Origin of the sequence: Methylophilus sp. DW102 (assembly GCF_037076555.1) — a bacterium.
In the GTDB taxonomy this organism is placed as follows: Bacteria; Pseudomonadota; Gammaproteobacteria; order Burkholderiales; family Methylophilaceae; genus Methylophilus; species Methylophilus glucosoxydans.
In genome coordinates this window covers 1,600,860-1,622,447 of record NZ_AP029023.1, presented here as the reverse complement: position 1 = coordinate 1,622,447, position 21,588 = coordinate 1,600,860, and the positions used below count along the sequence as shown (strand labels likewise).

Annotated in this window: 18 protein-coding genes; 11 read left to right on the top strand and 7 right to left on the bottom strand. The window is 50.9% G+C overall.

Annotation, left to right across the window (positions count from 1 at the left end; genetic code table 11):
- Positions 1-94: 94 nt before the first annotated feature.
- Positions 95-2,356: a GGDEF domain-containing protein gene (locus AACH41_RS07445; protein WP_338654116.1), complete on the top strand. Its 2,262-nt coding sequence runs from the start codon at positions 95-97 to the stop codon at positions 2,354-2,356.
- A 59-nt stretch (positions 2,357-2,415) separates the two neighbouring features.
- Here AACH41_RS07445 and AACH41_RS07440 read toward each other — a convergent pair whose 3' ends face one another.
- The 7 genes from AACH41_RS07440 to flhB are packed head-to-tail and all read right to left on the bottom strand — an operon-like array spanning position 2,416 to position 10,271.
- Entirely contained in the window at positions 2,416-3,351 is a 936-nt protein-coding gene (locus AACH41_RS07440; RefSeq protein WP_194748422.1) for a flagellar motor protein MotB, read from the bottom strand.
- Positions 3,351-4,103, bottom strand: coding sequence for a flagellar motor protein (locus AACH41_RS07435; RefSeq protein ID WP_338654115.1), 753 nt, complete (start codon positions 4,101-4,103; stop codon positions 3,351-3,353). The genes AACH41_RS07440 and AACH41_RS07435 overlap by 1 nt, the downstream gene beginning before the upstream one ends.
- Entirely contained in the window at positions 4,103-4,837 is a 735-nt protein-coding gene (locus AACH41_RS07430) for an RNA polymerase sigma factor FliA (protein ID WP_275355227.1), read from the bottom strand. The genes AACH41_RS07435 and AACH41_RS07430 overlap by 1 nt, the downstream gene beginning before the upstream one ends.
- A gap of 17 nt (positions 4,838-4,854) precedes the next feature.
- On the bottom strand, positions 4,855-5,646 hold the full coding sequence (locus tag AACH41_RS07425; protein WP_194747603.1) for a hypothetical protein: 792 nt from the start codon (positions 5,644-5,646) through the stop codon (positions 4,855-4,857).
- A complete protein-coding gene (gene flhF / locus AACH41_RS07420; RefSeq protein WP_338654110.1) occupies positions 5,639-6,988 on the bottom strand; it encodes a flagellar biosynthesis protein FlhF in 1,350 nt (449 codons plus the stop codon). The genes AACH41_RS07425 and flhF overlap by 8 nt, the downstream gene beginning before the upstream one ends.
- Before the next feature lies 1 nt (position 6,989).
- Positions 6,990-9,077, bottom strand: a complete 2,088-nt coding sequence (flhA, locus tag AACH41_RS07415; RefSeq protein ID WP_275355223.1) for a flagellar biosynthesis protein FlhA — start codon at positions 9,075-9,077, stop codon at positions 6,990-6,992.
- Between the two features lie 21 nt (positions 9,078-9,098).
- A complete protein-coding gene (flhB, locus tag AACH41_RS07410; RefSeq protein ID WP_338657588.1) occupies positions 9,099-10,271 on the bottom strand; it encodes a flagellar biosynthesis protein FlhB in 1,173 nt (390 codons plus the stop codon).
- 609 nt (positions 10,272-10,880) lie between these two features.
- On the opposite strand from flhB, the gene flhD reads away from it, so the two are divergent.
- From flhD to AACH41_RS07360, 10 genes are all read left to right on the top strand, one after another.
- Complete coding sequence (gene flhD / locus AACH41_RS07405) at positions 10,881-11,201, top strand: flagellar transcriptional regulator FlhD (RefSeq protein WP_194747599.1); 321 nt, start codon at positions 10,881-10,883, stop codon at positions 11,199-11,201.
- A 49-nt stretch (positions 11,202-11,250) separates the two neighbouring features.
- A complete protein-coding gene (flhC, locus tag AACH41_RS07400; protein ID WP_194747597.1) occupies positions 11,251-11,817 on the top strand; it encodes a flagellar transcriptional regulator FlhC in 567 nt (188 codons plus the stop codon).
- Between the two features lie 46 nt (positions 11,818-11,863).
- Positions 11,864-12,712 (top strand): class I SAM-dependent methyltransferase, encoded by an 849-nt coding sequence (locus AACH41_RS07395; protein WP_275355219.1) that lies wholly within the window; start codon positions 11,864-11,866, stop codon positions 12,710-12,712.
- Positions 12,713-12,894: 182 nt separating this feature from the next.
- A complete protein-coding gene (gene motA, locus AACH41_RS07390) occupies positions 12,895-13,752 on the top strand; it encodes a flagellar motor stator protein MotA (protein WP_194747595.1) in 858 nt (285 codons plus the stop codon).
- A 59-nt stretch (positions 13,753-13,811) separates the two neighbouring features.
- Positions 13,812-14,756 (top strand): flagellar motor protein MotB, encoded by a 945-nt coding sequence (gene motB / locus AACH41_RS07385; RefSeq protein ID WP_194747593.1) that lies wholly within the window; start codon positions 13,812-13,814, stop codon positions 14,754-14,756.
- A gap of 96 nt (positions 14,757-14,852) precedes the next feature.
- The gene (locus AACH41_RS07380; RefSeq protein ID WP_194747591.1) at positions 14,853-15,395 is read left to right on the top strand and encodes a chemotaxis protein; all 543 of its coding nucleotides are present in this window, start codon (positions 14,853-14,855) and stop codon (positions 15,393-15,395) included.
- 44 nt (positions 15,396-15,439) lie between these two features.
- Positions 15,440-15,808: a response regulator gene (locus AACH41_RS07375; protein ID WP_018985223.1), complete on the top strand. Its 369-nt coding sequence runs from the start codon at positions 15,440-15,442 to the stop codon at positions 15,806-15,808.
- A gap of 30 nt (positions 15,809-15,838) precedes the next feature.
- The gene (gene cheA / locus AACH41_RS07370) at positions 15,839-18,247 is read left to right on the top strand and encodes a chemotaxis protein CheA (RefSeq protein ID WP_338654095.1); all 2,409 of its coding nucleotides are present in this window, start codon (positions 15,839-15,841) and stop codon (positions 18,245-18,247) included.
- Between the two features lie 12 nt (positions 18,248-18,259).
- Positions 18,260-18,775, top strand: coding sequence for a chemotaxis protein CheW (locus tag AACH41_RS07365; RefSeq protein WP_338654092.1), 516 nt, complete (start codon positions 18,260-18,262; stop codon positions 18,773-18,775).
- Positions 18,776-18,865: 90 nt separating this feature from the next.
- Complete coding sequence (locus AACH41_RS07360; protein WP_338654089.1) at positions 18,866-21,475, top strand: methyl-accepting chemotaxis protein; 2,610 nt, start codon at positions 18,866-18,868, stop codon at positions 21,473-21,475.
- Positions 21,476-21,588 lie beyond the last annotated feature (113 nt).

Here is a 21,588-nt window from a genome sequence, read left to right as displayed (position 1 = left end):
AAAAATATTCTTCGGGGGTGTGCCATCTCATGACCAGCGTATTTACCTGCGTTGGAGGGACAGAGATTGTGCACTGCAGTTGTGAAAGTTTGCGATGTCTTCAGTAATCTCTGAGCCAAGTGCTTCAATATTGGCCAATCCTGCACTGTGTGTGCTTCTTGAACAGTGGTCTAATTTGCTTGATCCGGCCCAGTATTACCTGGCGGTTGAGACCAATGCCGCCGGTGATTGTTTGTCTGTGTTAGCGCAAGGGCCAGCTGCGACTTCACCAGCGCATCAAGTCTTGAATAGCAACGGCCTTTGGCAAGCCTTACCCGCCGAAAGTCATGCGTTGATAAAAGCCCTGTTAACGCCCGCCACTGATCAGACCACCCAACAATGCATACAGATTGCCTGCGACCAGCTGGGAGTGCAGTGGCTAGAGTGTCGAGTGCATTATTTTTTGCATGGGCAAAACGAGCCACGTTGTTTGCTGCTGGTGCGGGATGTGAGTCAGACGCATCAAGCTGCCTTGCTTTACCAGCAAGAAAAACAACGAGTGCGAGACTATGATCGCTTCAAGTTTTCTATGCTGGAGCTGATTCTTAAAGAACAGGACACCGAACACATCCTGGCCTGGATTGTTGGCGAGATCGAAGCGCTGCATCCCGAGACCTTTTGTGCCATCGTAGTGACGCAGGATCTGGGGCAACGTGTACAAACCGTGATCGCGCCCAGTTTGCCATCTCCGCTACTGCAAACCTTGCAACAGCTCAAGCTGGAGGCCGGTAATGGCTCTCTTGCCACAGCGATTGCCACGCGCCAGCGCGTGATGGTTGAAAATGTCATGACCCATCCTTACTGGCAGTACCACCGAACGGCAGCACAGGCTTCGGGAGTGCAGGGCGGATGGGCAGAGCCTATTCTCAATGCTGCGGGGGAAGTGCTCGGGGCGTTTGCCTTGTATTCGCGCCAGGTACAACTACCTACAGCCGCTGAGCAATCCCTGATCGGGCAGGCGGCCAGACTGGTCAGTATCGTCGTGGATCGCCATTTGTCACAGCAGTCGATGCAAACCCTGGCCTATCTTGAGCCGGTGAGCGGTTTGCCTAACCGCAAAAAAATGTATGAAGTATTGCATGCCTTGCGTCATCAATCCGCCGCAGAGCAACATGGCGGTCTCATTTATATCGACCTCGACCATTTCAAATGGGTGAATGAAGCCCATGGCCACAATGCAGGCAATACGCTGTTGCAGCAAGTGGCGCAGCGCCTGCAAAAGGCGGCACAACCGCATTTTATTGCCTGTATGGGCGGCGATGAGTTTCTGATTCTGCTTTCCGGGCTGTCCACCCAAAAAGACAAGGCGGTACAACAGGTCTGGGCCTTGCAGCGCAAATTGCACAAAACCCTGCAACGGCCCTTTAACGTGGCAGGACTCAAGCTACCGGTGACCGCCAGCATGGGTTTGTGCAGCTTTAGCGGGACAGACATGGATGAAACGGACTATGTGAAAGCCGCGGACATCGCCTTGCACAAAGCGAAGCAGACTGGCCGCAACCATGCCTGTCTGTATGAGCCTGGCATGCAGACCGAGATTGCGACGCAAGCGCGCCTCGAAGCCGAGCTGCGCGAAGCCATCGTCCAGCAACAGTTGCGGGTTTATTATCAGGTGCAAGTGGATCACACCGGCCGGCCGTTTGGTGCAGAAGTCTTGCTGCGTTGGCAACACCCCACCCAAGGCCTCATTTCACCGCTGCAATTTATCGCGGTGGCCGAGAGCAGTGGCCTGATTGTTGAAATCGGCATGTGGGTGCTCGACCAGGCATGTGCACAAATTGCCGTTTGGCAACGGGCACAAAAAACACGTGAACTCAGTTTGTCGGTGAATATCAGCGCGCGCCAGTTCCGTCAGGCCAATTTCACCGCCATGGTCAAAGCCTGTTTACAGCGGCATCAAATCAACCCTAATGCCTTGCGTCTGGAGTTAACCGAAAGCCTGCTTTTGGAAAATGTGGACGATGCGGTACGCATCATGACAGAGCTCAGCCAGTCAGGCATCCAGTTCTCCCTAGACGACTTTGGCACCGGCTATTCTTCGTTGCAATATCTGAAAAAATTGCCACTGTATCAACTCAAGATAGACCGCTCATTTGTAAATGATATTGTGACCGATAGTCATGACCGCACCATTGTGCGTACCATTATTGCAATGGCGCAGAGCATGTACCTCGGCGTGATTGCCGAAGGGGTTGAAACCCCAGAACAACTGGAGCTGTTGCTAAACAATGGTTGCCGCCGCTACCAGGGTTACCTGTTTGGTAAACCCATGCCAATAGACGCATTTAATGATTGGTTGCAACAAGCGCTGGTTTAGAAATGATGCCCTAAAAGGGGATGGTTTAAAAAATAACTTTTACGGCCGCACAGCCAAGGTCAAGGCTGACTGTTGCGCTTGTTTGTCATTGCTGATGGCAAAGTAGCTGGCGTTGCCATCGTTGGAATCTCTGCGGTTGCTTCTGGCTCGGCTGGCGAGACTTCCTGGCGGTTCGCCAGATTGGTGGTGAGTTGCTCACCTGCCTCTGCGGTGAGGATGCGCAGGGTGATACGGCTGTTGAGCGATTGCGCCAGATTGTTGTCACTGCTGGAGACCGGCCTTGTTTCTGCCAGGCCAAGGGCTGAAAGCCGTTTGGCTGCGATGCCATCGGCGGCCAGTGTTGCCGCGACGCGTGCTGCCTGCGTCGCCGTCAATGTCCAACGCTTGCTTTCTGCGTCAACCATGCCACTGAAGGTGTGCTTGTCACTATGCCCTTCAACCTGGAGGGTGCGGTATTCATTTTTTAGTTGTGCGCTGATGATGTGCAGTACCTGGCTGGCCTGGGGTGTATATGCCGCCTGGTTGTTCTGGAACAGCAGATGGGTGGAAATATCCATTTCCACCCCCAAGTCTGACTGGTAAACCGTGATCTGTTTTTGCTCTATCCATTGCCCCAGAGTGTTGGCCAGTTGCTGAGCCATGGCACGAATTTTCTCCTGATCACGCAGTTTTTTTTCCTGATATAGATAGCTGAGCGGCAAAGGCTTCATCACCGCACTTGGAACTTGCCCATTTTGATTCTGTGCGCCAGGAACTGGCAAACCAGGCGTTTGTAAGCCCTGTGGCATATTCTGCGGCTGGCCGACAGCCCCCGGTTGCCCCTGAAACGCATTGACGACCGAGCTGGAGAGGGCGCGGTATTTATTCAGGTTAATGTTGGAGGTGGCATACATGACGACGAAAAAAGCAAACAGCAGGGTAATGAAGTCTGCATAAGAAATGAGCCACCGTTCGTGGCTTTCCTCTTCATCTTCGAGCTTGTGGCGTCTGTACATCACGATTGTCTCAAATGCAGATAAGATTCCAGCCGCTCACTGACCAGTTTTGGATTGTCGCCCCGTGCGATGGAGACCCAGGCATTGAGCAGCATTTCGCGCCTGGACATTTCATGCTGGACATGGCCTTTGAGTTTATTGGAGATGGGTAAAAACACCAGGTTGGCGAGCGCTACACCATAAATGGTGGCAACAAAGGCCACTGCGATGCCGCTACCGATCTTGCTTGGGTCAGACAGATTCTCCATGACATGAATCAGGCCGAGCACCGCACCCAGAATGCCTACGGTGGGCGCATAGCCGCCTGCCGCTGACCAGATTTTGACAGCGTCGCGCTGTTGCATTTCGTAGTAATACATATCAATGGCACAGACTTCGCGGATGCGGTCAGGCGGGGTGCCGTCCACCAGCAATTGCAAGCCCTTGCGTACGAAAGGATCCTGCTCACGCTTGATGTAGCTTTCCAGAGACAGCACGCTTTCTTTGCGCGCCTGCTGGCTCCATTGATTGATTTTAACGGCGAATTTTTTACGGTCATCTTGTGGGTGGACAAAGGCCAGCTTCAACATGCGCAGGCCTTTGATAAACACTTTGAGTTCGGTTTGCAGCAAGACGGCGCCAGTCGTGCCGAGAATAACCACGGCAAAGGCAGCAGGTTGCATCAGGGAGTTGAGGTGGCCCCCTTCTATGACTTGGCCCAGGACCAGGCCGCCGAGTGCAATCAGCAGTCCGGCCAGGCTACCCCAATCCATCAGGCAACTCCGGTCCAGGCTTTTTCACGCATGGCGGCACGCAAGCGGGCGACCGCCTGGCTATGCAGCTGGCAAACGCGTGATTCGGACACATTCATGATGGCGCCAATCTCCTTGAGGTTAAGCTCCTGCTCGTAATACAAGCCCATCAATATCTTTTCGCGCTCTGGCAAGTTGTCGATAGAGGCAATCAAGGCTTCACGGAAGTCGCTTTCGAGCAGGGCTTTCACCGGGTCGCTGCTATCATCGTCCACATAACGATCCAGAAAGTGCTCGCCACCGTCATCGTCCTGAAAATCTTCGTAATAAATCAGCTGGTGACCCTGGCAGTCGCTCAAGACCTCGTAGTAATCTTCCAGGCTAAAATTCATGTGCTTGGCGATTTCGGATTCAGTTGGCGGGCGACCCAGTTTTTGTTCCAGTTGCTGCACAGCCAACTCGATATCGCGCATGTTTTTGCGGATACCGCGCGGCAGCCAGTCGGCACCGCGCAATTCATCCAGCATGGCGCCGCGTACGCGCTGAGAGGCGTAAGTTTCAAATTGTGCCCCATGCGTATCTTCGTAACGCTGTATCGCGTCCATCAGCCCGATCATGCCCGCTTGCACCAGGTCATCCAGCTCGACGCAGGAGGGCAGCTTGGCCTTCATTTGATACGCCATTTTCTTGACCAGGCCGCTATGCATTTTGAGCATCTGATCGGTATTTTGAGTCGTGCCTTTAGCGGTATACATGTTTTTCCTTTTTGACTTTAGGCAACAGCCATGGATGGCATGGAAATCCGTTGTTGTTCTAGACGATGGGCGACGGTTTTAAACGCCAGTGTGCTGGAAAGCTGTTTGCTCACTTCTGCAGTCGCGCGCCCAGGGTTGGCAGTGACTGCCTTGGCGGTTTCAGCAGGCATGGCCCCAATGAACTCCAGCGTGATGCCCAAAAATTGTTTGCACACCTGGTTCAGGCGCATAAAGTACTGATTGCCTTGATCATGGTTAGCGTCTGTCACGACGACACCCAACGGAATCTGCCCATGCTGCTGGCTGATGTGCTTGATGGTCGCATATGCCGACTTAATGGCGGCTTCGCTTCTATCCATTTGGATCACCAGCTCATGCGCGGCAATTACCGGCAGCAGCAGGCTGTAGTCTTGGCTATCCAGTTGTGCTTCAATCATCACAGTGTCGTAATCGTACGCAAGTTGCTCCACTATACCGTTGAGTTGCGTTTTTAAATCGTGAGATAAAGGCGAGGTTAACAGGTCATTTTCGCCCAAACAGGTCAGGTCATAGCCTTGCGGGTGTTTGAAAATGCCCCGCTGGATGGCCTGGCGTTGCACGGCGATGCCTTGCAGGGAATGTGTCATCGCGGGTTGGCGGTGCGCGTGCACCAGCAACAAACGCTGTTCTGGCGTCAGCATGCTGGTCGCCAGTTGACGCATCCACTGGCTGGCTGGCTGGCCATTGGCCCCAATCACACTGATAATGCGGGCAGAGGTTTTGGCCATGATACGGCGCAAGCCGTCCGCCTGGTCACGGTAATTAAACATGTGGCTGCTCCTGGCTGGCGGATTGCATCATGCTGGAGATCACCAGCGGTAACTCTTCATCCAGATACTGGTAGGGCAGGCTGGCCTGGTGCGGTGTCAACACGCGCTCGACCAGGGCTTGCTTGTCTGCAACCTCGATATCCTCCGGCACACGCTGACCGCTGGTGGTGTAAAACAGGCGCATACGTTCGCGAATCAACACGTCCAGTACATTGCCAATCGCAGCCGCTTCGTCGAGTTTGGTGACGATACAGCCAGCGATATCATGTTTTTTATAGCTACGCATCACATCAGTCAAGGTATCGCCGGTTGAGGTCGCATTCAGGCACAACAGTTTCTGTATCGGGCTGTCGGCACGGCTCAGCATGGAAAGTTGCTCAGTCACCGCCTGGTCACGCTGGCTGACGCCTACGGTATCCACCAGAATCATATGTTTGTTCTTGAGTTCGTTTAAGGCTATTTTTAAGTCTTCTTCATCTTTGACCGCATGTACCATCACGCCCAGAATCTTGCCGTAAATGCGTAATTGCTCGTAGCCGCCAATCCGGTAGCTGTCCGTGGTGATCAAGCCCAGGTTCTGGGTGCCATGTTTCATTACATAGCGGGCCGCCAGTTTGGCTGTGGTGGTGGTTTTGCCTACCCCGGTCGGGCCGACCAAGGCATAGATGCCACCACGGTCCAGCAAAGCATCTTCGTCGTCCAGCGTATGCAAATTGCGGCTGATCACTTCTTTGGCCCACATTGGCGCCTTATTCACATCAATGTGTTGCGGCATTTTTTCGGCAATCTGGCGCGAAAGAGACGCACTGAAGTTGGCAGCGAGCAGGGTGCCCAGCACTTTTGATTTGGCCGGGCTATGTTGTAAATGATGCTGCCAGGTCATGGCACTCATCTGGGTTTCAAAGTGGCTGCGCATCTGGCGCATTTCCACCATCATGCCTTGCATTTTTTCTTCCAGCGTTTGTGTTGCCAGCTGATACGCATGCTCTTGTTGTTCACTGTGCTGCTTGAGCATGTCCATGATGGCCGATTCGTTGACATTGGCCTCTTCAGAGACCGTTGCTGCCGGCGGCTGAACGGCGCGCGGCGCCGGTACTGGGGTTGCTTGCCGGGGTTGCTCTTTGGCATTCACAAAATCAAGCAGGCTGCGGGTTTGCTCGCTGCCTTGCTCAGCAGTTGGCTGGCTCGCACTGGCATCGACATCCGACTCCAGCATGGCCATGATCTCGGTCCCACCGTTGACACTGCGATTCGCAACAATAATGGCATCTTCCCCCAGGGCCTGCTTGACCTGAGCCAGGGCTTCACGTGCGTTTTTGCCAAAAAATCTTCTGATGTTCATATTACTGCGCTCCGATTAAACTGGTGACACGAATCGATTTGTTGTCTGGCAACTCATCGTGGGATAACACTCTGAGGTGCGGGACGGTCCTTCTTAAAAATCTGGATAAAGCCTGGCGGAGGGGGCCAGCCACCAGCAGGACTGGTGTCAAGCCCATCTGCTCTTGCTGTCTGGCGGCCATTTCGGTCTCTTGTGACAGTCTTTCGGCAATGCCAGGCTCGATCACGCCCTGGCTAGACTGGTTGTTTTGTAATGCTTGCAACAACAGTTTTTCCAATTGACCATCTAAGGTCATGGCGGTGATCTCGTTGCTGTAGGGGAACAGGTCCTGCACAATTGCACGCCCCAGCTTGATGCGGACCATGGCGGTCAGGTCATTGGCATCTTGCGAATACTGGGCATGGTCTGCCAGCGTTTCCAGAATCGTGCGCATGTCACGGATATGCACGCCCTCATTGAGCAGGTTTTGCAAGACCTTTTGCAAGGTGGACAAGCTGATGATCTTGGGCACAATTTCCTCAATCAGCTTGCTAGATTCTTTGCTCATGTGATCCAGCAGTTGCTGGACTTCCTGGCGGCCCAACAGCTCACCGGCATTGAGTGAAATGATGTGGTTTAAATGAGTGGCAATCACGGTGCCTGGATCTACCACGGTATAGCCCAGACTTTGTGCGAATTCTTTCTGCTCGGGATCAATCCACACTGCCGGCAAGCCAAAGGCTGGATCTGTAGTGCGGGTGCCTTCAAGCTCACCGGTCACCGCACCTGGATCAATCGCCAGCATTTGATGATAGTTAGATTCCCCGGTCGCCATTTCCACGCCTTTCATGGTGATGCGGTAGGCGTTCGGTTTAAGCGTCAGGTTGTCGCGGATATGGACCGTCGGTGCCAGGAAACCAATCTCCTGGGCAAATTTCTTGCGAATGCCCTTGATACGCTTGAGCAATTCACCGCCTTGACCTTTATCCACCAGCGGGATCAAACGGTAGCCAACTTCGAGGCCGATGGTATCTACTGGCAGCACATCGTTCCAGGTAGCTTCTTCCGCCTCGCTGGCCGGGGCCAATTTATCATCTGGTTGTGGTTCAATCACCGTTTGCTGTTTGGCTTTTTCCTGTTTTTGTTTGACTGAATAGGCCATCCCACCCAACAAGCCCCCCAACCCGATAAAGGCCAGGTGAGGCATGCCTGGAATCAGGCCGATACCGCCAATAATGCCGGCGGTGATGGTCAGCACACGTGGATTTTCAAACAGTTGGGTAATCAGCTGGCCGCCGATGTCTTCATTGTTGGCCACACGTGAAACCACCACACCGGCCGCAATGGAAATCACCAGCGAAGGGATTTGTGCCACCAGGCCATCACCAATGGCGAGCAGGGTGTAGTTTTTCACTGCATCGCCAAAGCTCAGGTCATGTTGCACCATGCCGACAATCAACCCGCCGACAATGTTGATAATAATGATCAAGATCCCGGCGATCGCATCCCCGCGCACATACTTGCTTGCACCGTCCATCGCGCCATAGAATTCGGATTCCTGGCCGACTTCTTTACGGCGGCGACGGGCTTCATCTTCGCCAATCAGGCCCGCGTTCAGGTCCGCGTCAATCGCCATCTGCTTGCCTGGCATCGCATCCAGGGTAAACCGTGCACCCACTTCTGCAATCCGGCCCGCACCTTTGGTGATCACGGTAAAGTTGATAATGGTGAGGATGACGAACACCACAATTCCGACCGCATAGTTCCCGCCAATCAGAAAGTGACCAAAGGCCTCGATCACTTTACCGGCGGCATCAGGACCAGCATGGCCCTCGGTCAGCACGATACGGGTCGAAGCCACGTTGAGCGACAAGCGCAACATGGTGGTCATCAGCAGTACGGTCGGGAAGGCGATAAAGTCCAGCGGCTTGGTGGTTTGCAGACCGATCATCAAGACCAGGATGGACAAGGCAATATTAAAAGTGAAAAACACATCGAGCATGATGGCCGGTAACGGCAAGATCATCATGGCCAGCAGCAAAACAATAATGAGCGGGGCGGCGATGCTGCGGCCGTCCAATTTCCCCATTATTTGTTGCCAGTTATTCATCTAAATACTCCTCAGTCTTGCTTATTCAATATCTGTTGCCGTGGCAGGCGCTGCGACCAGTGCATGTGGATCCAGTGCGTCCGGGACCGGTACATCAGTAGGGATGACCGGACGGACGCCGCCATGCTGCTTGAACACGCGCAGTTGAAACACATAAGCCAAAATTTGCGCTACCGCGGCATACAAGGTTTGTGGAATCTCGCGCTCCAGCTCGGCATGGGCATACAAGGCCCGTGCCAGTTTGGGGGATTCCAGCGTCATCACATTATGTTCTGCAGCAATTTCCTTGATTTTTTGCGCAAGTACATCGACGCCTTTGGCAACGACGACAGGCGCTGCATTTTCACCTTCTTTATAGCTGATCGCCACGGCATAGTGGGTCGGGTTAGTAATCACCACGTCTGCCTTGGGCACATTACTCATCATTCTTCTGCGCGCCATTTCACGCTGCTGCTGACGGATACGGCCTTTAATTTCAGGGCTGCCTTCGGACTCTTTGGATTCGTCCTTGAGTTCCTGTTTGGTCATTTTGTGTTTTTGCGCGTATTGATACAGCTGGTAGGGCACATCAATCACGGCGATCAGGACCAGCGCAGAAGCCAATGTTAAAAAGCCGGTCACCATAAGTTCGCTGACAGTGCTAATTCCGGATTCCAGCGGCATGTTGGACAAGCCCAACATCGGTTGCAAATCCTTTTTCACCAGCGTGTAGCCGACAGAACCAACCAGGATGGTTTTTGCAATCGACTTCACCAACTCCACCAGCGAGTTCTTGGAGATCAGATTGGACAAGCCTTTCATCGGGTTGAGTTTGCCAAAGTTGGGCACCAGCGATTTCTGCGACATCACCCAGCCACCGACCAAGATCGGTGAAGCAATCGCTACGGCAACCACAATGACTGCCAGTGGCAAAAAGGCCCACATTGCCTGTTCCACCACTTTGATCATATGCACAATCAACAGCTGCGGCTCAAACGCCATGGCCCTGTCCAGACTCAGGCCCTGACGCAATACATCCTTCATGGCCTCACCCATCGGCTTGCTCATCATCATGATGGCAATGCCGCTGGTAAACAAAACCGCACAAGAGGCCAATTCGCGCGACCTGGGAACATCGCCGTCTTCGCGTGCCTTCTCCAATCGCTTGGGGGACGCGTCTTCGGTCTTTTCCATATCGCTGTCTTCAGCTGCCATGTCTTTCACTCGTTCCGGGTTTGCACACCACGCCATGTCGTGTGTCTTGTGAGTGATTATTGGCTAGATAAATGTATTTCTAAGTTGGGAATAAAAGGGCGAATTGACCGCTTTCTCACAGTTGCTGCCTGCCTGTTGTTAAGGGGTGTAAAAGCTAAAAATATTTTTGATTAATAAACAGTGACTTATCAAATTTTTGGATTTTTTTTGATTGTGCACCCTAAAGTTTTATCAAGTAGGGACGTTAACCGGAATATCTGAAAAAGTATCTGGCCATCATGAAGACGGCTTGAAAACGAATAAAAGTCATTGTTTACGGAATACAACAAGAAAACTTGAATTAATTTTTGAATTGGAAATCAAAAAATGCTGACAGACTGCACATAACGAACTTGTAGCTCAACTTTAGGTTTGAGCGATAAGTGATTGATATTATTGTTGGTGAATAATGCCGTGTAGGGGTTTGTAAGACAAACTCCTACACGGCTGTTTTCGTCTGTCTTACAAAATAAACCGACAAACCCTGATTGTTGCAGTTCATGATTGCGCGCAAAGTACGCCTAACGCTCAGGCGGACTTAAATTTACGCAAAAAAACGGAGAAAAGATCATGAACATGCAAAACGATTTACTCGCTGAAATCAAGGATGCCAACCTGAACTACCTGATGTTGGCGCAACAACTGATCCGTGCTGACAAAGCCACTGCCATCTTCCGCCTTGGCATTAACAAGGAAATTGCAGATCTGCTCGAAAACTTGACCAATCTGCAGTTACTCAAACTCTGTAACACCAACATGCTGCTGACCCGCTTCCGCTTTGATGATAGCGAAATCCTGGGAATGTTGACCAGCTATGCCAAAGACCCTGCCCAAGCCCATCTGCATACCGCGGTATTGATGTCAGCCCAGGCCGCAGATTCCACAGTATAAGCAGCGTAGTTGTCACCACACGGCGATTAGAAAGAGAAAAGAGGATATCATGCAAAAGAAGAGTGTAGTAAACGAAGCAGAACAAATTCAACTGGCCATGCAAATGATCGAACTGGGCGCCCGCCTGCAGTTGCTCGAATCACAAACCACATTGTCACGTGAGCGTTTGATCAAGCTGTACAAAGAGATGAAAGGCGTTTCTCCTCCAAAAGGCATGTTGCCATTCTCTACCGATTGGTTCTTGACCTGGCAACCAAACATTCACTCCTCGATTTTCTACAACATTTATCGCTTTATGGTTGATTACGCAGGGGTAGACGGCATCCAGGCCATCATCAAAGCCTATACCTTGTATATGCAACAAGTACAGCATCCTGATGCCGACGCCAAAGAAGAGCCTGTGTTGTCACTGACACGCGCCTGGACACTGGTACGTTTTATTGAAAGCAAGATGCTGACAACTAAAGTCTGTCATTGCTGTGGTGGTCAATACATCGTCAATAGCTATGATTTGAACCAGAACTATGTCTGCAACTTGTGCCATGTGCCTTCACGTGCCGGCAAAACCAAAAAGGCAAAAGAGTTGAGCTACAAACTGGTTTCCATGACTGCCTGATCAGCCGGATCAGTGTCACGACACTCTGTGAGTGAAAGGATTCAGCATGCCATCGGCCAAACTTTCGGTAGAGACGCTGTTGCCCAAACCCTGGCTACAGCGCCTGCTACCAAAACGGTTGTGGTGCCAGGCATTACTGATCCAGACCCTGAGTATACTGTTGATCGCGGGCCTCGCGCCAGGCGTGATCAACAGTGTATTCGCATTTGAATTAAGCCATCTTGGCATTTCGCTAGAGCATGTCTGGATTTGGCTGCTCCTGCATATTTGTTTGGTCAGCCTGCTGGCCAAAGCCGCGCAGATGCCAGTCTGGTGGCGCTGGATTCATGCGATTTTTCCAGTCGCTGTCCTTGGCATGCAGCATATTAACTTGCCTGCCACGGTTTACCTGGCTGGATTTATCATTACCTTGACCCTGTACTGGTCTGTACACAACACCCGGGTCCCATTTTATCCTTCTTTCCCTGCCACCTGGCGCGCGCTGCATCACGTGCTGGAGCAGCATGGCGATGATGCTCCGCTCAAAGTGCTGGATATTGGCAGCGGGATTGGGGATCTCGCCCTGTTTTTGGCGAGCCAGCGTGTGCATGACGAGGTTTCAGGTATCGAAATTGCGCCGCTGCCATGGGCGGTCAGTGCGGTCAGAGCCTTGTTTTCTGGCACCAGTGCCAGATTTACGCTCGGTGACTACCGCGAACTGGACTTTGCAAAATTTGATGTCATCTTTGCTTATTTGTCGCCTGCTGTGATGCCCGATGTCTGGCAAAAGGTGAGGGCAGAGATGCCGGCTGGCACGCTGTTTGTCAGCTCCGAGTTTCCGGTGCCAGACATGACGGCGCAACGAATCATCTATCCGCAAAAAAACGCCCCAGCCTTGTACGTCTACAGCCTGTAGACAGCCTTTATTCCTTTCTTGTATCCGCCATCGCAGGCGCTTAGGCCTGTCGTTGCTGGCATGAAATCTAACCAGAATTAACCATATTTAATAAGGGGCTAAAGCCCTTTTATTTGGATAATTGAATTCCTTGGCCTGTTGCTATGCTCTTAACATTGGTAAAACCATTGTGGAGTGTAGGCATGTTAGTCATTGTCGGGTATGTCGTTATTTTAGGGGCGATTTTTGGCGGGTACGCAGCGGCCGGGGGGCACTTGGGTGGCCTATGGCAGCCATTGGAAGTCGTGATGATTTTCGGTGGGGCTGTAGGTGCATTTGTTGTCGGCAATGATGCCAAGTCATTGAAAGCCACACTTAAAGACTTACCAAATGCCTTCAAAGGCTCCCATGTCAACAAAGCCATGTATATGGATTTGCTGGCTTTGCTGTTCGAGATTCTGACCAAAATTCGTAAAGAAGGGCTGATGTCGATCGAGAAGGATGTTGAAGATCCTGAATCCAGTGCCTTGTTTGGCAAATATCCCAAAATTCAGCATGACCATCATGTGGTCGAGTTTATTTGTGATTACTTGCGTTTGATGGTGTCCGGCAACATGGATGCCTTCCAGGTAGAAAACCTGATGGATAACGAAATTGAAACCCACCATCAGGAAGGCCATGTGGCAGCGCATTGTATTGCAAAACTCGGTGACGCCTTGCCAGCTTTTGGTATTGTGGCCGCAGTGATGGGTGTGGTACACACCATGGAAAGTTTGCATTTGCCGCCCACCGAACTGGGTGTGCTGATTGGCCACGCTCTGGTGGGTACCTTCCTCGGTATTTTGCTGGCGTATGGCTTTGTTGGCCCGCTGGCTGGGGTGCTGGAAGCCAAGCTGGAAGAAAGCTCCAAGGTCTTTCAAACCATCAAGGTGACGCTTCTTGCCAGCCTGAATGGGTATGCGCCTGCAATTGCTGTTGAGTTCGGCCGCAAGGTCTTGTACTCCACTGAGCGTCCAAGTTTCTCTGAGCTTGAAGATTACGTCAAGCAAGCTAAAAAATAAGCCTGGCAAACAAGATCAATCCAAATAAAGCACAGGACCAATCCTAGAGGACCACGAAAATGGCAGAAGAACATATTGCCCCCATTATCGTTAAAAAAATCAAGAAAGGCGGCGGCGGTCATCACGGGGGTGCCTGGAAAATCGCTTACGCCGACTTTGTGACGGCGATGATGGCGTTCTTTTTGCTGATGTGGCTGCTCGGCTCCACCTCTAAAGCACAACGTGAAGGCATTTCTGAATACTTTAAAACCCCGCTCAAAGTCGTGCTCATGGGCCCGGGCGTGGGTGCCAGTGATTCCGCCTTGAAAAATACCGGCGGCAAGGATGTGACACTTAAGCAAGGTCAGGTGAAGCCGGTCGATGGCGACCCTGGTCGTAACAAAACGATTAAGGAAGAAGAGTTAAAAGAAGTCCTCAAGAAGGCAGAAAAAGCCAAGCTGGAAGAAATCAAGGCCAAGATTGAACAGGCGATTGATGAAAATCCTGAGCTCAAGCAATTCAAATCCCAATTAAAACTGGATATGACAGCGGAAGGCCTGCGCGTACAAATTATCGACGAACAGAATCGCCCGATGTTTGAAAACGCACGCGCTGACTTGCAACCTTACGCCAAGAAAATTTTGCGAGAGATTGGTAAAACACTCAATGGCGTGGATAACAAAATCAGCCTGTCTGGGCATACCGATGCCACGCCTTATGCCAGCGGTGATCAGGGCTACAGTAACTGGGAGCTCTCAGCCGACCGTGCCAATGCTTCAAGGCGAGAGCTGATTGCCGGCGGCATGGATGAGACCAAGTTATTGCGTGTGGTTGGCATGGGCTCGGCCATCATGATGGACAAGGAAAATCCGTTCAATCCTATTAACCGCCGGATCAGTCTGATCGTGATGAACAAAGAAGCAGAAGAGGATTTACTCAAGGATAACGAAAAAATTTCTGTCAGTGAGAAAGACCATTCGCAAGTCGATGCATTGCAGAAAACCGCCGATACACCTGCGGAGTAAAAAAACAGGGAACGGTAAAAGCGCAAGAAATAAGTCATTTTTATGATGCTTATTTCTTGATTGAAAATCAGGGGAATCAGGCAAGATAGGACCACTATGAAAACATTGCCCATAGAAGAACTAAGAGAGTTACTGGCTGCAGTTTCGCACCATGGTGATTGGCATTTGCTCGAAATCGAAACCGATTTACAGCAAACCAGCTTTTTGCTCAATGAGGCGATTGAAAAGCTCAGTGCCAGCTTTATGAATGTGTATGCCCAGTTAATGGAGCAACAGTCTGCCCTCCAGTTATTGGTAGAGGCCGGCAAGTTGCAGCCTGAAGAAATGCAGCAGTTGCAGGTGTTTCAGGACAATATTGGTCAGGAAGTGAATAAAGTGGTGACTGGCATGCAGTTTCAGGACATGACCAATCAATTGCTGCAACGGACGATTAATCGGGTGAACGGCTTAAAAGTGCTGTTACATGAGTTATCCAGCCATCAGTTTCCGATGGCAGCGGATGACGAGCATGAGGAAATCAGAAGCTTCATTCAGCAATTGAACCAGAATTTTGATCAGGGTAGCCAGCATTTGACCGGCAATTTACGCAAGTCAGTGAACCAGCAGGACTTGGCAACCGGTGATATCGATTTATTTTAGTCACAGCGGCGTTTTACAAAATTAGTGAAAAAGGCGAATCAAACATGGCGAAAACAATTTTAACAGTAGACGACTCCGGATCATTGCGTCAAATGGTGGCTTTTAGCCTGAAAGCGGCTGGCTATGATGTGGTACAGGCGGTCGATGGTCAGGATGGCTTGAACAAAGCAAAAGAGAAAACCGTTGACCTGGTTTTGACGGATCAGAACATGCCCGTGATGGATGGGCTAACGCTGATCACCAACCTGCGTACATTGGCTTCTTACCAGAAGGTGCCTATTTTGATGCTGACCACTGAGTCATCAGACGAAATGAAGGCAAAAGGCAAAGCGGCTGGTGCAAATGGCTGGTTGGTCAAACCATTTGATCCAAAACGTCTGATTGAAGTTGTACAAAAAGTAATTGGTGCCTAAGGGCACAAGGTTAAGGGACTGGAGTAAACAATGACAGTGGATATGAGCCAGTTTTATGAGGTGTTCTTTGACGAGGCTGAAGAGTTATTGGCCGAAGCAGAGCGCCTGTTGCTTGATATTGACGTAGAGTCACCTGATATCGAGCAGTTAAACGCGATTTTCCGTGCTGCGCACTCAATCAAAGGGGGCGCGGCAACGTTTGGCTTTATGGACATGGCAGAGATTACCCATGTTCTGGAAAACCTGCTTGATAAGATTCGCAAGCAGGAAATGGCATTGACCACAGAGCATGTGGACGCCTTTTTGGCCGCCAAAGACGTGATCAAGATGCAACTGGATGGGCATAGACATGGTTCAGCAGTAGATGCTGAGCAAGTCGGCGATGTCTCCATGATGCTGAAGTCCTTGTCTGAAGGCAAAAGCGCCATTCCCGAAGACCCTGTCATTGCAGCTGCGACACCAGAGCCGGAAGTGTTGGTCGTCGGTGCTGAAAAGCCAGCCTTGTCTGTCAGTGAAGATGAAAAAGCCAAAGGCATCACCTTATATGACGTCGGCTTGCCGGTAGTTACCGAGCGCGACTTGGCAAACTTGAAAGACGAGTTAGCCTTGTTAGGTGAGGTGGCCGTGTATCAGCGTGCGCCAGGCTCACATGCACTGTTGGTTAAAACCGATTCGAGCGCAGACGACATTGTTTCGATTTGCTCCTTTATTGTAGACCCTGACGCACTGGTGATTCAGGTAGCGAGCGAGACCGCCAAAGCGCCAGAAGCCGCCGCCGCACCAGAGCCTGCGCCTGCCGTCGCGGTTGCCGCACCCGTTGAGGAAGATCTGGGCTATGGCTTCTTCGATGATGATCCGATTATCAAGCCTGAAGCAACAGCGGAGGCCGCCCCGGTTCAGCCGGTCGCTGCAGAAGTGACTGGTAATGGCAAAGTTCAGGTGGCTGAAGAAATGGGCTATGGCCTGTTTGGCACTAATAATGAGGAGCGTCAGGAGGATGGTTACGGCTTCTTTGCCCCATTCAAGCCACATCCAGATGCCCCCAAAGCACAATTGATCGGTGACGAGACTGCCGTCGCAGCGCAAGCTGCGGCAACATCGGCGCCTGCACAAGTCGCTGAAGCCGCACCGAAAGAGGTGAAAGAGGACCGCAGATCACAACAACGCCGTGAGTCCGATAAACCGGCGGCGGCACAAAATGCAGAAAGCAGCTCCATCCGTGTCGGGATTGAAAAAGTTGACCAGTTGATTAACCTGGTTGGCGAACTGGTGATTACCCAGGCCATGATTGAACAGCGTGTCAATGCACTGGATCCTGTGGATAACGAAGCACTGATTAATAGTGTCAGCCAACTGACCCGTAACACGCGTGACCTGCAAGAGTCCGTGATGTCTATCCGCATGATGCCGATGGACTTCGTGTTCTCACGCTTCCCTCGTATGGTGCGCGACCTGGCCGGCAAGTTGGGCAAAAAAGTGGACTTTGTCACTAGCGGTGCCACGACAGAGCTCGACAAGAGCCTGATTGAGCGGATTGTGGATCCTCTGACCCATTTGGTGCGTAACAGTGTAGACCATGGTATTGAAAAACCGGAAGTGCGTAAACAGCTAGGCAAAGCCGAGAATGGCACGTTGACCCTGTCTGCGGCACACAAAGGCGGCAGCATCGTGATTGAAGTCACCGATGATGGTGGCGGCCTCAACCGCGACAAGATTCTGGCTAAAGCCATGTCTAACGGCTTGCCAGTCAGTGAAAGCATGTCTGACGCTGACGTTTATAGTTTGATTTTTGCCCCGGGCTTTTCTACCGCTGAGGTGGTGACCGATGTGTCTGGCCGCGGGGTCGGCATGGATGTGGTGAAACGGAATATCACCGCCATGGGCGGCAATATTGAAATCCGCTCAGCGCTGGGCTATGGCACGACCATCTCGATTTCCTTGCCACTGACGCTGGCCATCCTCGATGGCATGTCGGTGTCGCTGGACAAGAGCGTCTATGTGGTGCCACTGAACCTGATTGTTGAAACCTTGCAACCTCGTGCAGAAGACCTGAAAACGGTCACAGGCGAGGGGCTGATGGTGCATGTCCGTGGAGAGTATCTGCCGATTATCGCCTTGCATGCCTTGTTTAACCATCCTACCCAGATCACCAATCCGACTGATGGTGTCTTGCTGATTCTGGAAGCCGATGGCAAGAAATCTGCCCTGTTTGTAGACCGTCTGGTTGGTCAGCAGCAAGTGGTGATCAAGAGCCTGGAAACCAACTTCAAGCGGATTCCCGGTGTTTCTGGCGCCACCATTATGGGCGATGGCTCGGTGGCATTGATTCTGGATGTGCCAGCCATTATTCAGATGGGTCAGACAACCAATTATGTGACTGGTGGATTGGCATTTTCCAACCAGAACTATTCGACTTCACAAACACATATCAATGCATAAGGAGTATATGCAATGAGCACAACAACAGAATTAGCAAATACATCGGCCAATAACACTGGCGGCAGCCTGAAAACGGCGGCCGGCGAGTACCTGACCTTTGTGCTTGGCAGCGAGCAATATGGGATTGAAATCCTCAAGGTGCAAGAAATCCGTGGCTACGATGCCGTGACGCAAATTGCCAATCTGCCATCGTTTATCAAGGGCGTGATCAATCTGCGCGGCAAAATTGTGCCGATTGTCGATTTACGTATCAAGTTCAATCTGGGCAAAGTGGAGTATGACGAGTTTACTGTCGTCATCATTCTGAATCTGAATGGCCGCATCGTTGGCATCGTGGTGGATGGTGTGTCTGATGTCCGTGAATTGCGCGATGAACATTTGCGCGAGGTCCCCACGCTGGTCACCCGTATCGACACCAAATACATTGTGGGCCTGGCCACTATTGAGCAGGAAATGCTGATCCTGGTGGATATTGAGAAACTCATGACCAGTGACGAAATGCAACTGATGGATGCTGCCGTAAATTAAATAGAGAGAATGCAATTAAAGCATTGACACAATAATTATTATAAAAATTGCAACTCGTTTCATAGAGATCTTTTGCAAGGGGTAACAACCATGTTTTCTACAATCATCAACAAATTGGCAGCAAACACAAGGGGCTATCAGAATGTGTTGAATCAGGTGGCTGAATTTAGTGCCCTGAAGTCAGAAATCAACAAGGCACGTGCCATTGTTGAGTTAAATGACAAGGGTGAAATCAGCCATGTGAACGAGAATCTGTGCCACTCTTTAAAATACGCAGCCAATGAGCTGGTCGGCAAGCATCATCGCGCCCTGTTGGCTGGTGTTTATACAGAAAAACCAGAATATGAACAATTCTGGAGTGCCTTAGGCAGTGGCAAATCGCAAGTGGGTAGCTTTAAACTGATCAACAAAGAGGGCAAGGATGTCTGGTTTCAAGGGTATTACGCCCCAGTGATGCAAGGCAACCAGCTGCGCAAAGTGGTTGCTTACCTGACAGACATTACAGCAGACAAGCTGCGCAACATCATCCTGCAAGAGGAAGAGCACGCACTAAACCAATGTTTTGGTGTCATGGAATGTGACTTGCAAGGACATATTCTCGAATGTAATGATGTTTTTCTGACCCCGCTTGAGTTTCGCCGTGAAGAGGTGATCGGCAAGCATGTGTCCATGTTGCTCAAGGCTTCTACCGCACAAAGCGATCAGTACAAGCAAATGTGGGAAAAATTGAACAAGGGGCAGAATGCAAAACTGGAAATCTGCCGAGTGGCAAAGTCTGGCAAAGAGTACTGGTTTAGTTCCAGCTATGTGCCTATCCCAGATGCGAGCGGCCAATTAGCCAAGGTCAAAGTCTATTCGTACTGTATTACTGAAGAAAAGCAGCGAGAAATTGACTTTCAGGGTAAGGTGGCTGCGATTAACAAGGTACAGGGAGTCATTGAATTTGACCTCCAAGGCAATATTTTGCATGCCAATGACAACTTCCTAAAACTTACAGAGTACTCACTGGCTGAGGTGGTTGGTAAGAACCATAGCATTTTTGTTAGTGAGCGTTACAAGAATAGCCCTGAGTATAAAGTTTTCTGGGAAAAGTTAAGTAGCGGTCAGTACGATGAAGGGGTTTATCATCGCTATACTAAAAATGGTAAGGATATATGGGTGCAGGCATCTTATAACCCCATTTTAGGGTTAGATGGTAAGCCGATGAAAGTAGTTAAATATGCTACTGACATCACCAAAGCAGTGCTGGCAGACAAACAGCAAAAAGAAAAGTCCAGAGAAGCTTCGATGATCAAGCAAGCGTTGGAGTCTTCCTCTAACAACTTGATGGTTGCGGATAACGATGGTGTCATTACCTATATGAATCCAACAACCTTGAGCTTAATGCGCGAGGCTGCTGATACGTTCAGAGCCATCTTCCCATCTTTTGACCCAGACAAGTTGATTGGGCAGAACTTTGATCTGTTCCACAAAAGTCCTGCGCATCAACGCAATTTACTGGCAAGCCTGAAGGGCAAGCATGTTGCTGAGTTACCGATTGGCGAGATGTTTTTCAGACTCACTGCAAATCCTCTCATTGATGAGCAAGGCGAACGTATTGGCAGCGTGGTGGAGTGGGTCAATTTGACCGAGGAAAAACGTCTTGAAAACGAAATGAAATCTGTGGTTGAAAATGCCGTGGATGGTGATTTGTCTACAAGACTGGATGCGAATCGTGCAAAAGGTTCTGCCGTCAAAACGATGGAAGCCATTAACCAGCTCCTGGACACGTTTAGCGATATTTTGTTGCGTGTGCGTGAAGCGGGCGAAACGATTAATACGGCAGCTCATGAAATTTCCAGTGGCAATAATGATTTGTCCAGCCGCACTGAACAGCAAGCCTCTAATCTGGAAGAGACAGCTTCCAGCATGGAAGAACTGGCATCAACCGTTAGACAGAACGCCGAAAATGCCCGCCAGGCCAACCAAATGGCTGAAGCAGCTTCACAAGTGGCGCTTCGTGGTGGCGATGTCGTTGGCAATGTAGTGACTACCATGAGCGCGATCAACGAAAGTGCGCGCAAAATTGAGGACATTATTTCTGTCATTGATGGCATTGCCTTCCAGACCAACATTTTGGCATTGAACGCCGCAGTTGAGGCTGCCCGTGCAGGTGAGCAGGGTAGAGGCTTTGCCGTGGTCGCTGGTGAGGTGCGTAACCTGGCTCAACGCTCTGCCAGTGCTGCCAAAGAGATCAAGGAGCTGATTACTGACTCCGTCAGCAAAACCACTGAAGGCACCAAACTGGTGGAAAGTGCTGGTGTAACCATGCATGAGGTGGTCACTTCCGTACAACGTGTGACCGACATCATGAGTGAAATCACCGCGGCGTCTGCAGAGCAAAGCTCAGGCATTAACCAGGTGAATGACGCGGTCAATCACATGGATGAAGTCACACAGCAGAATGCTGCCTTGGTTGAAGAAGCCGCTGCGGCAGCAGAATCGCTGGTAGAGCAGGCTGCGACGCTGATGGATACCGTGAATCGATTTAAATTACGTGGCGTGAGCCAAAGCAGTGCTGTCAGCCGCCCGACGATGACAAGCAAAGTGGCGGCCGCACCTGCGGTAAGCAAAGCCAAACCGACGGTAGCTGCGGTCAATCATGCGCCAGTCAAAGCCGCAAAAACCGGCACGGATGACCAGGAGTGGGAAGAGTTTTAATGTGAGCGCTCAATACAAGGAGGTGCAACATGATCAGATGTCCTGCAATGATAGAAAAAATAATTGAAGGCCTGAAATTGTGGGCCTCCTTATTGAGCGGTTATCCTCTGTGG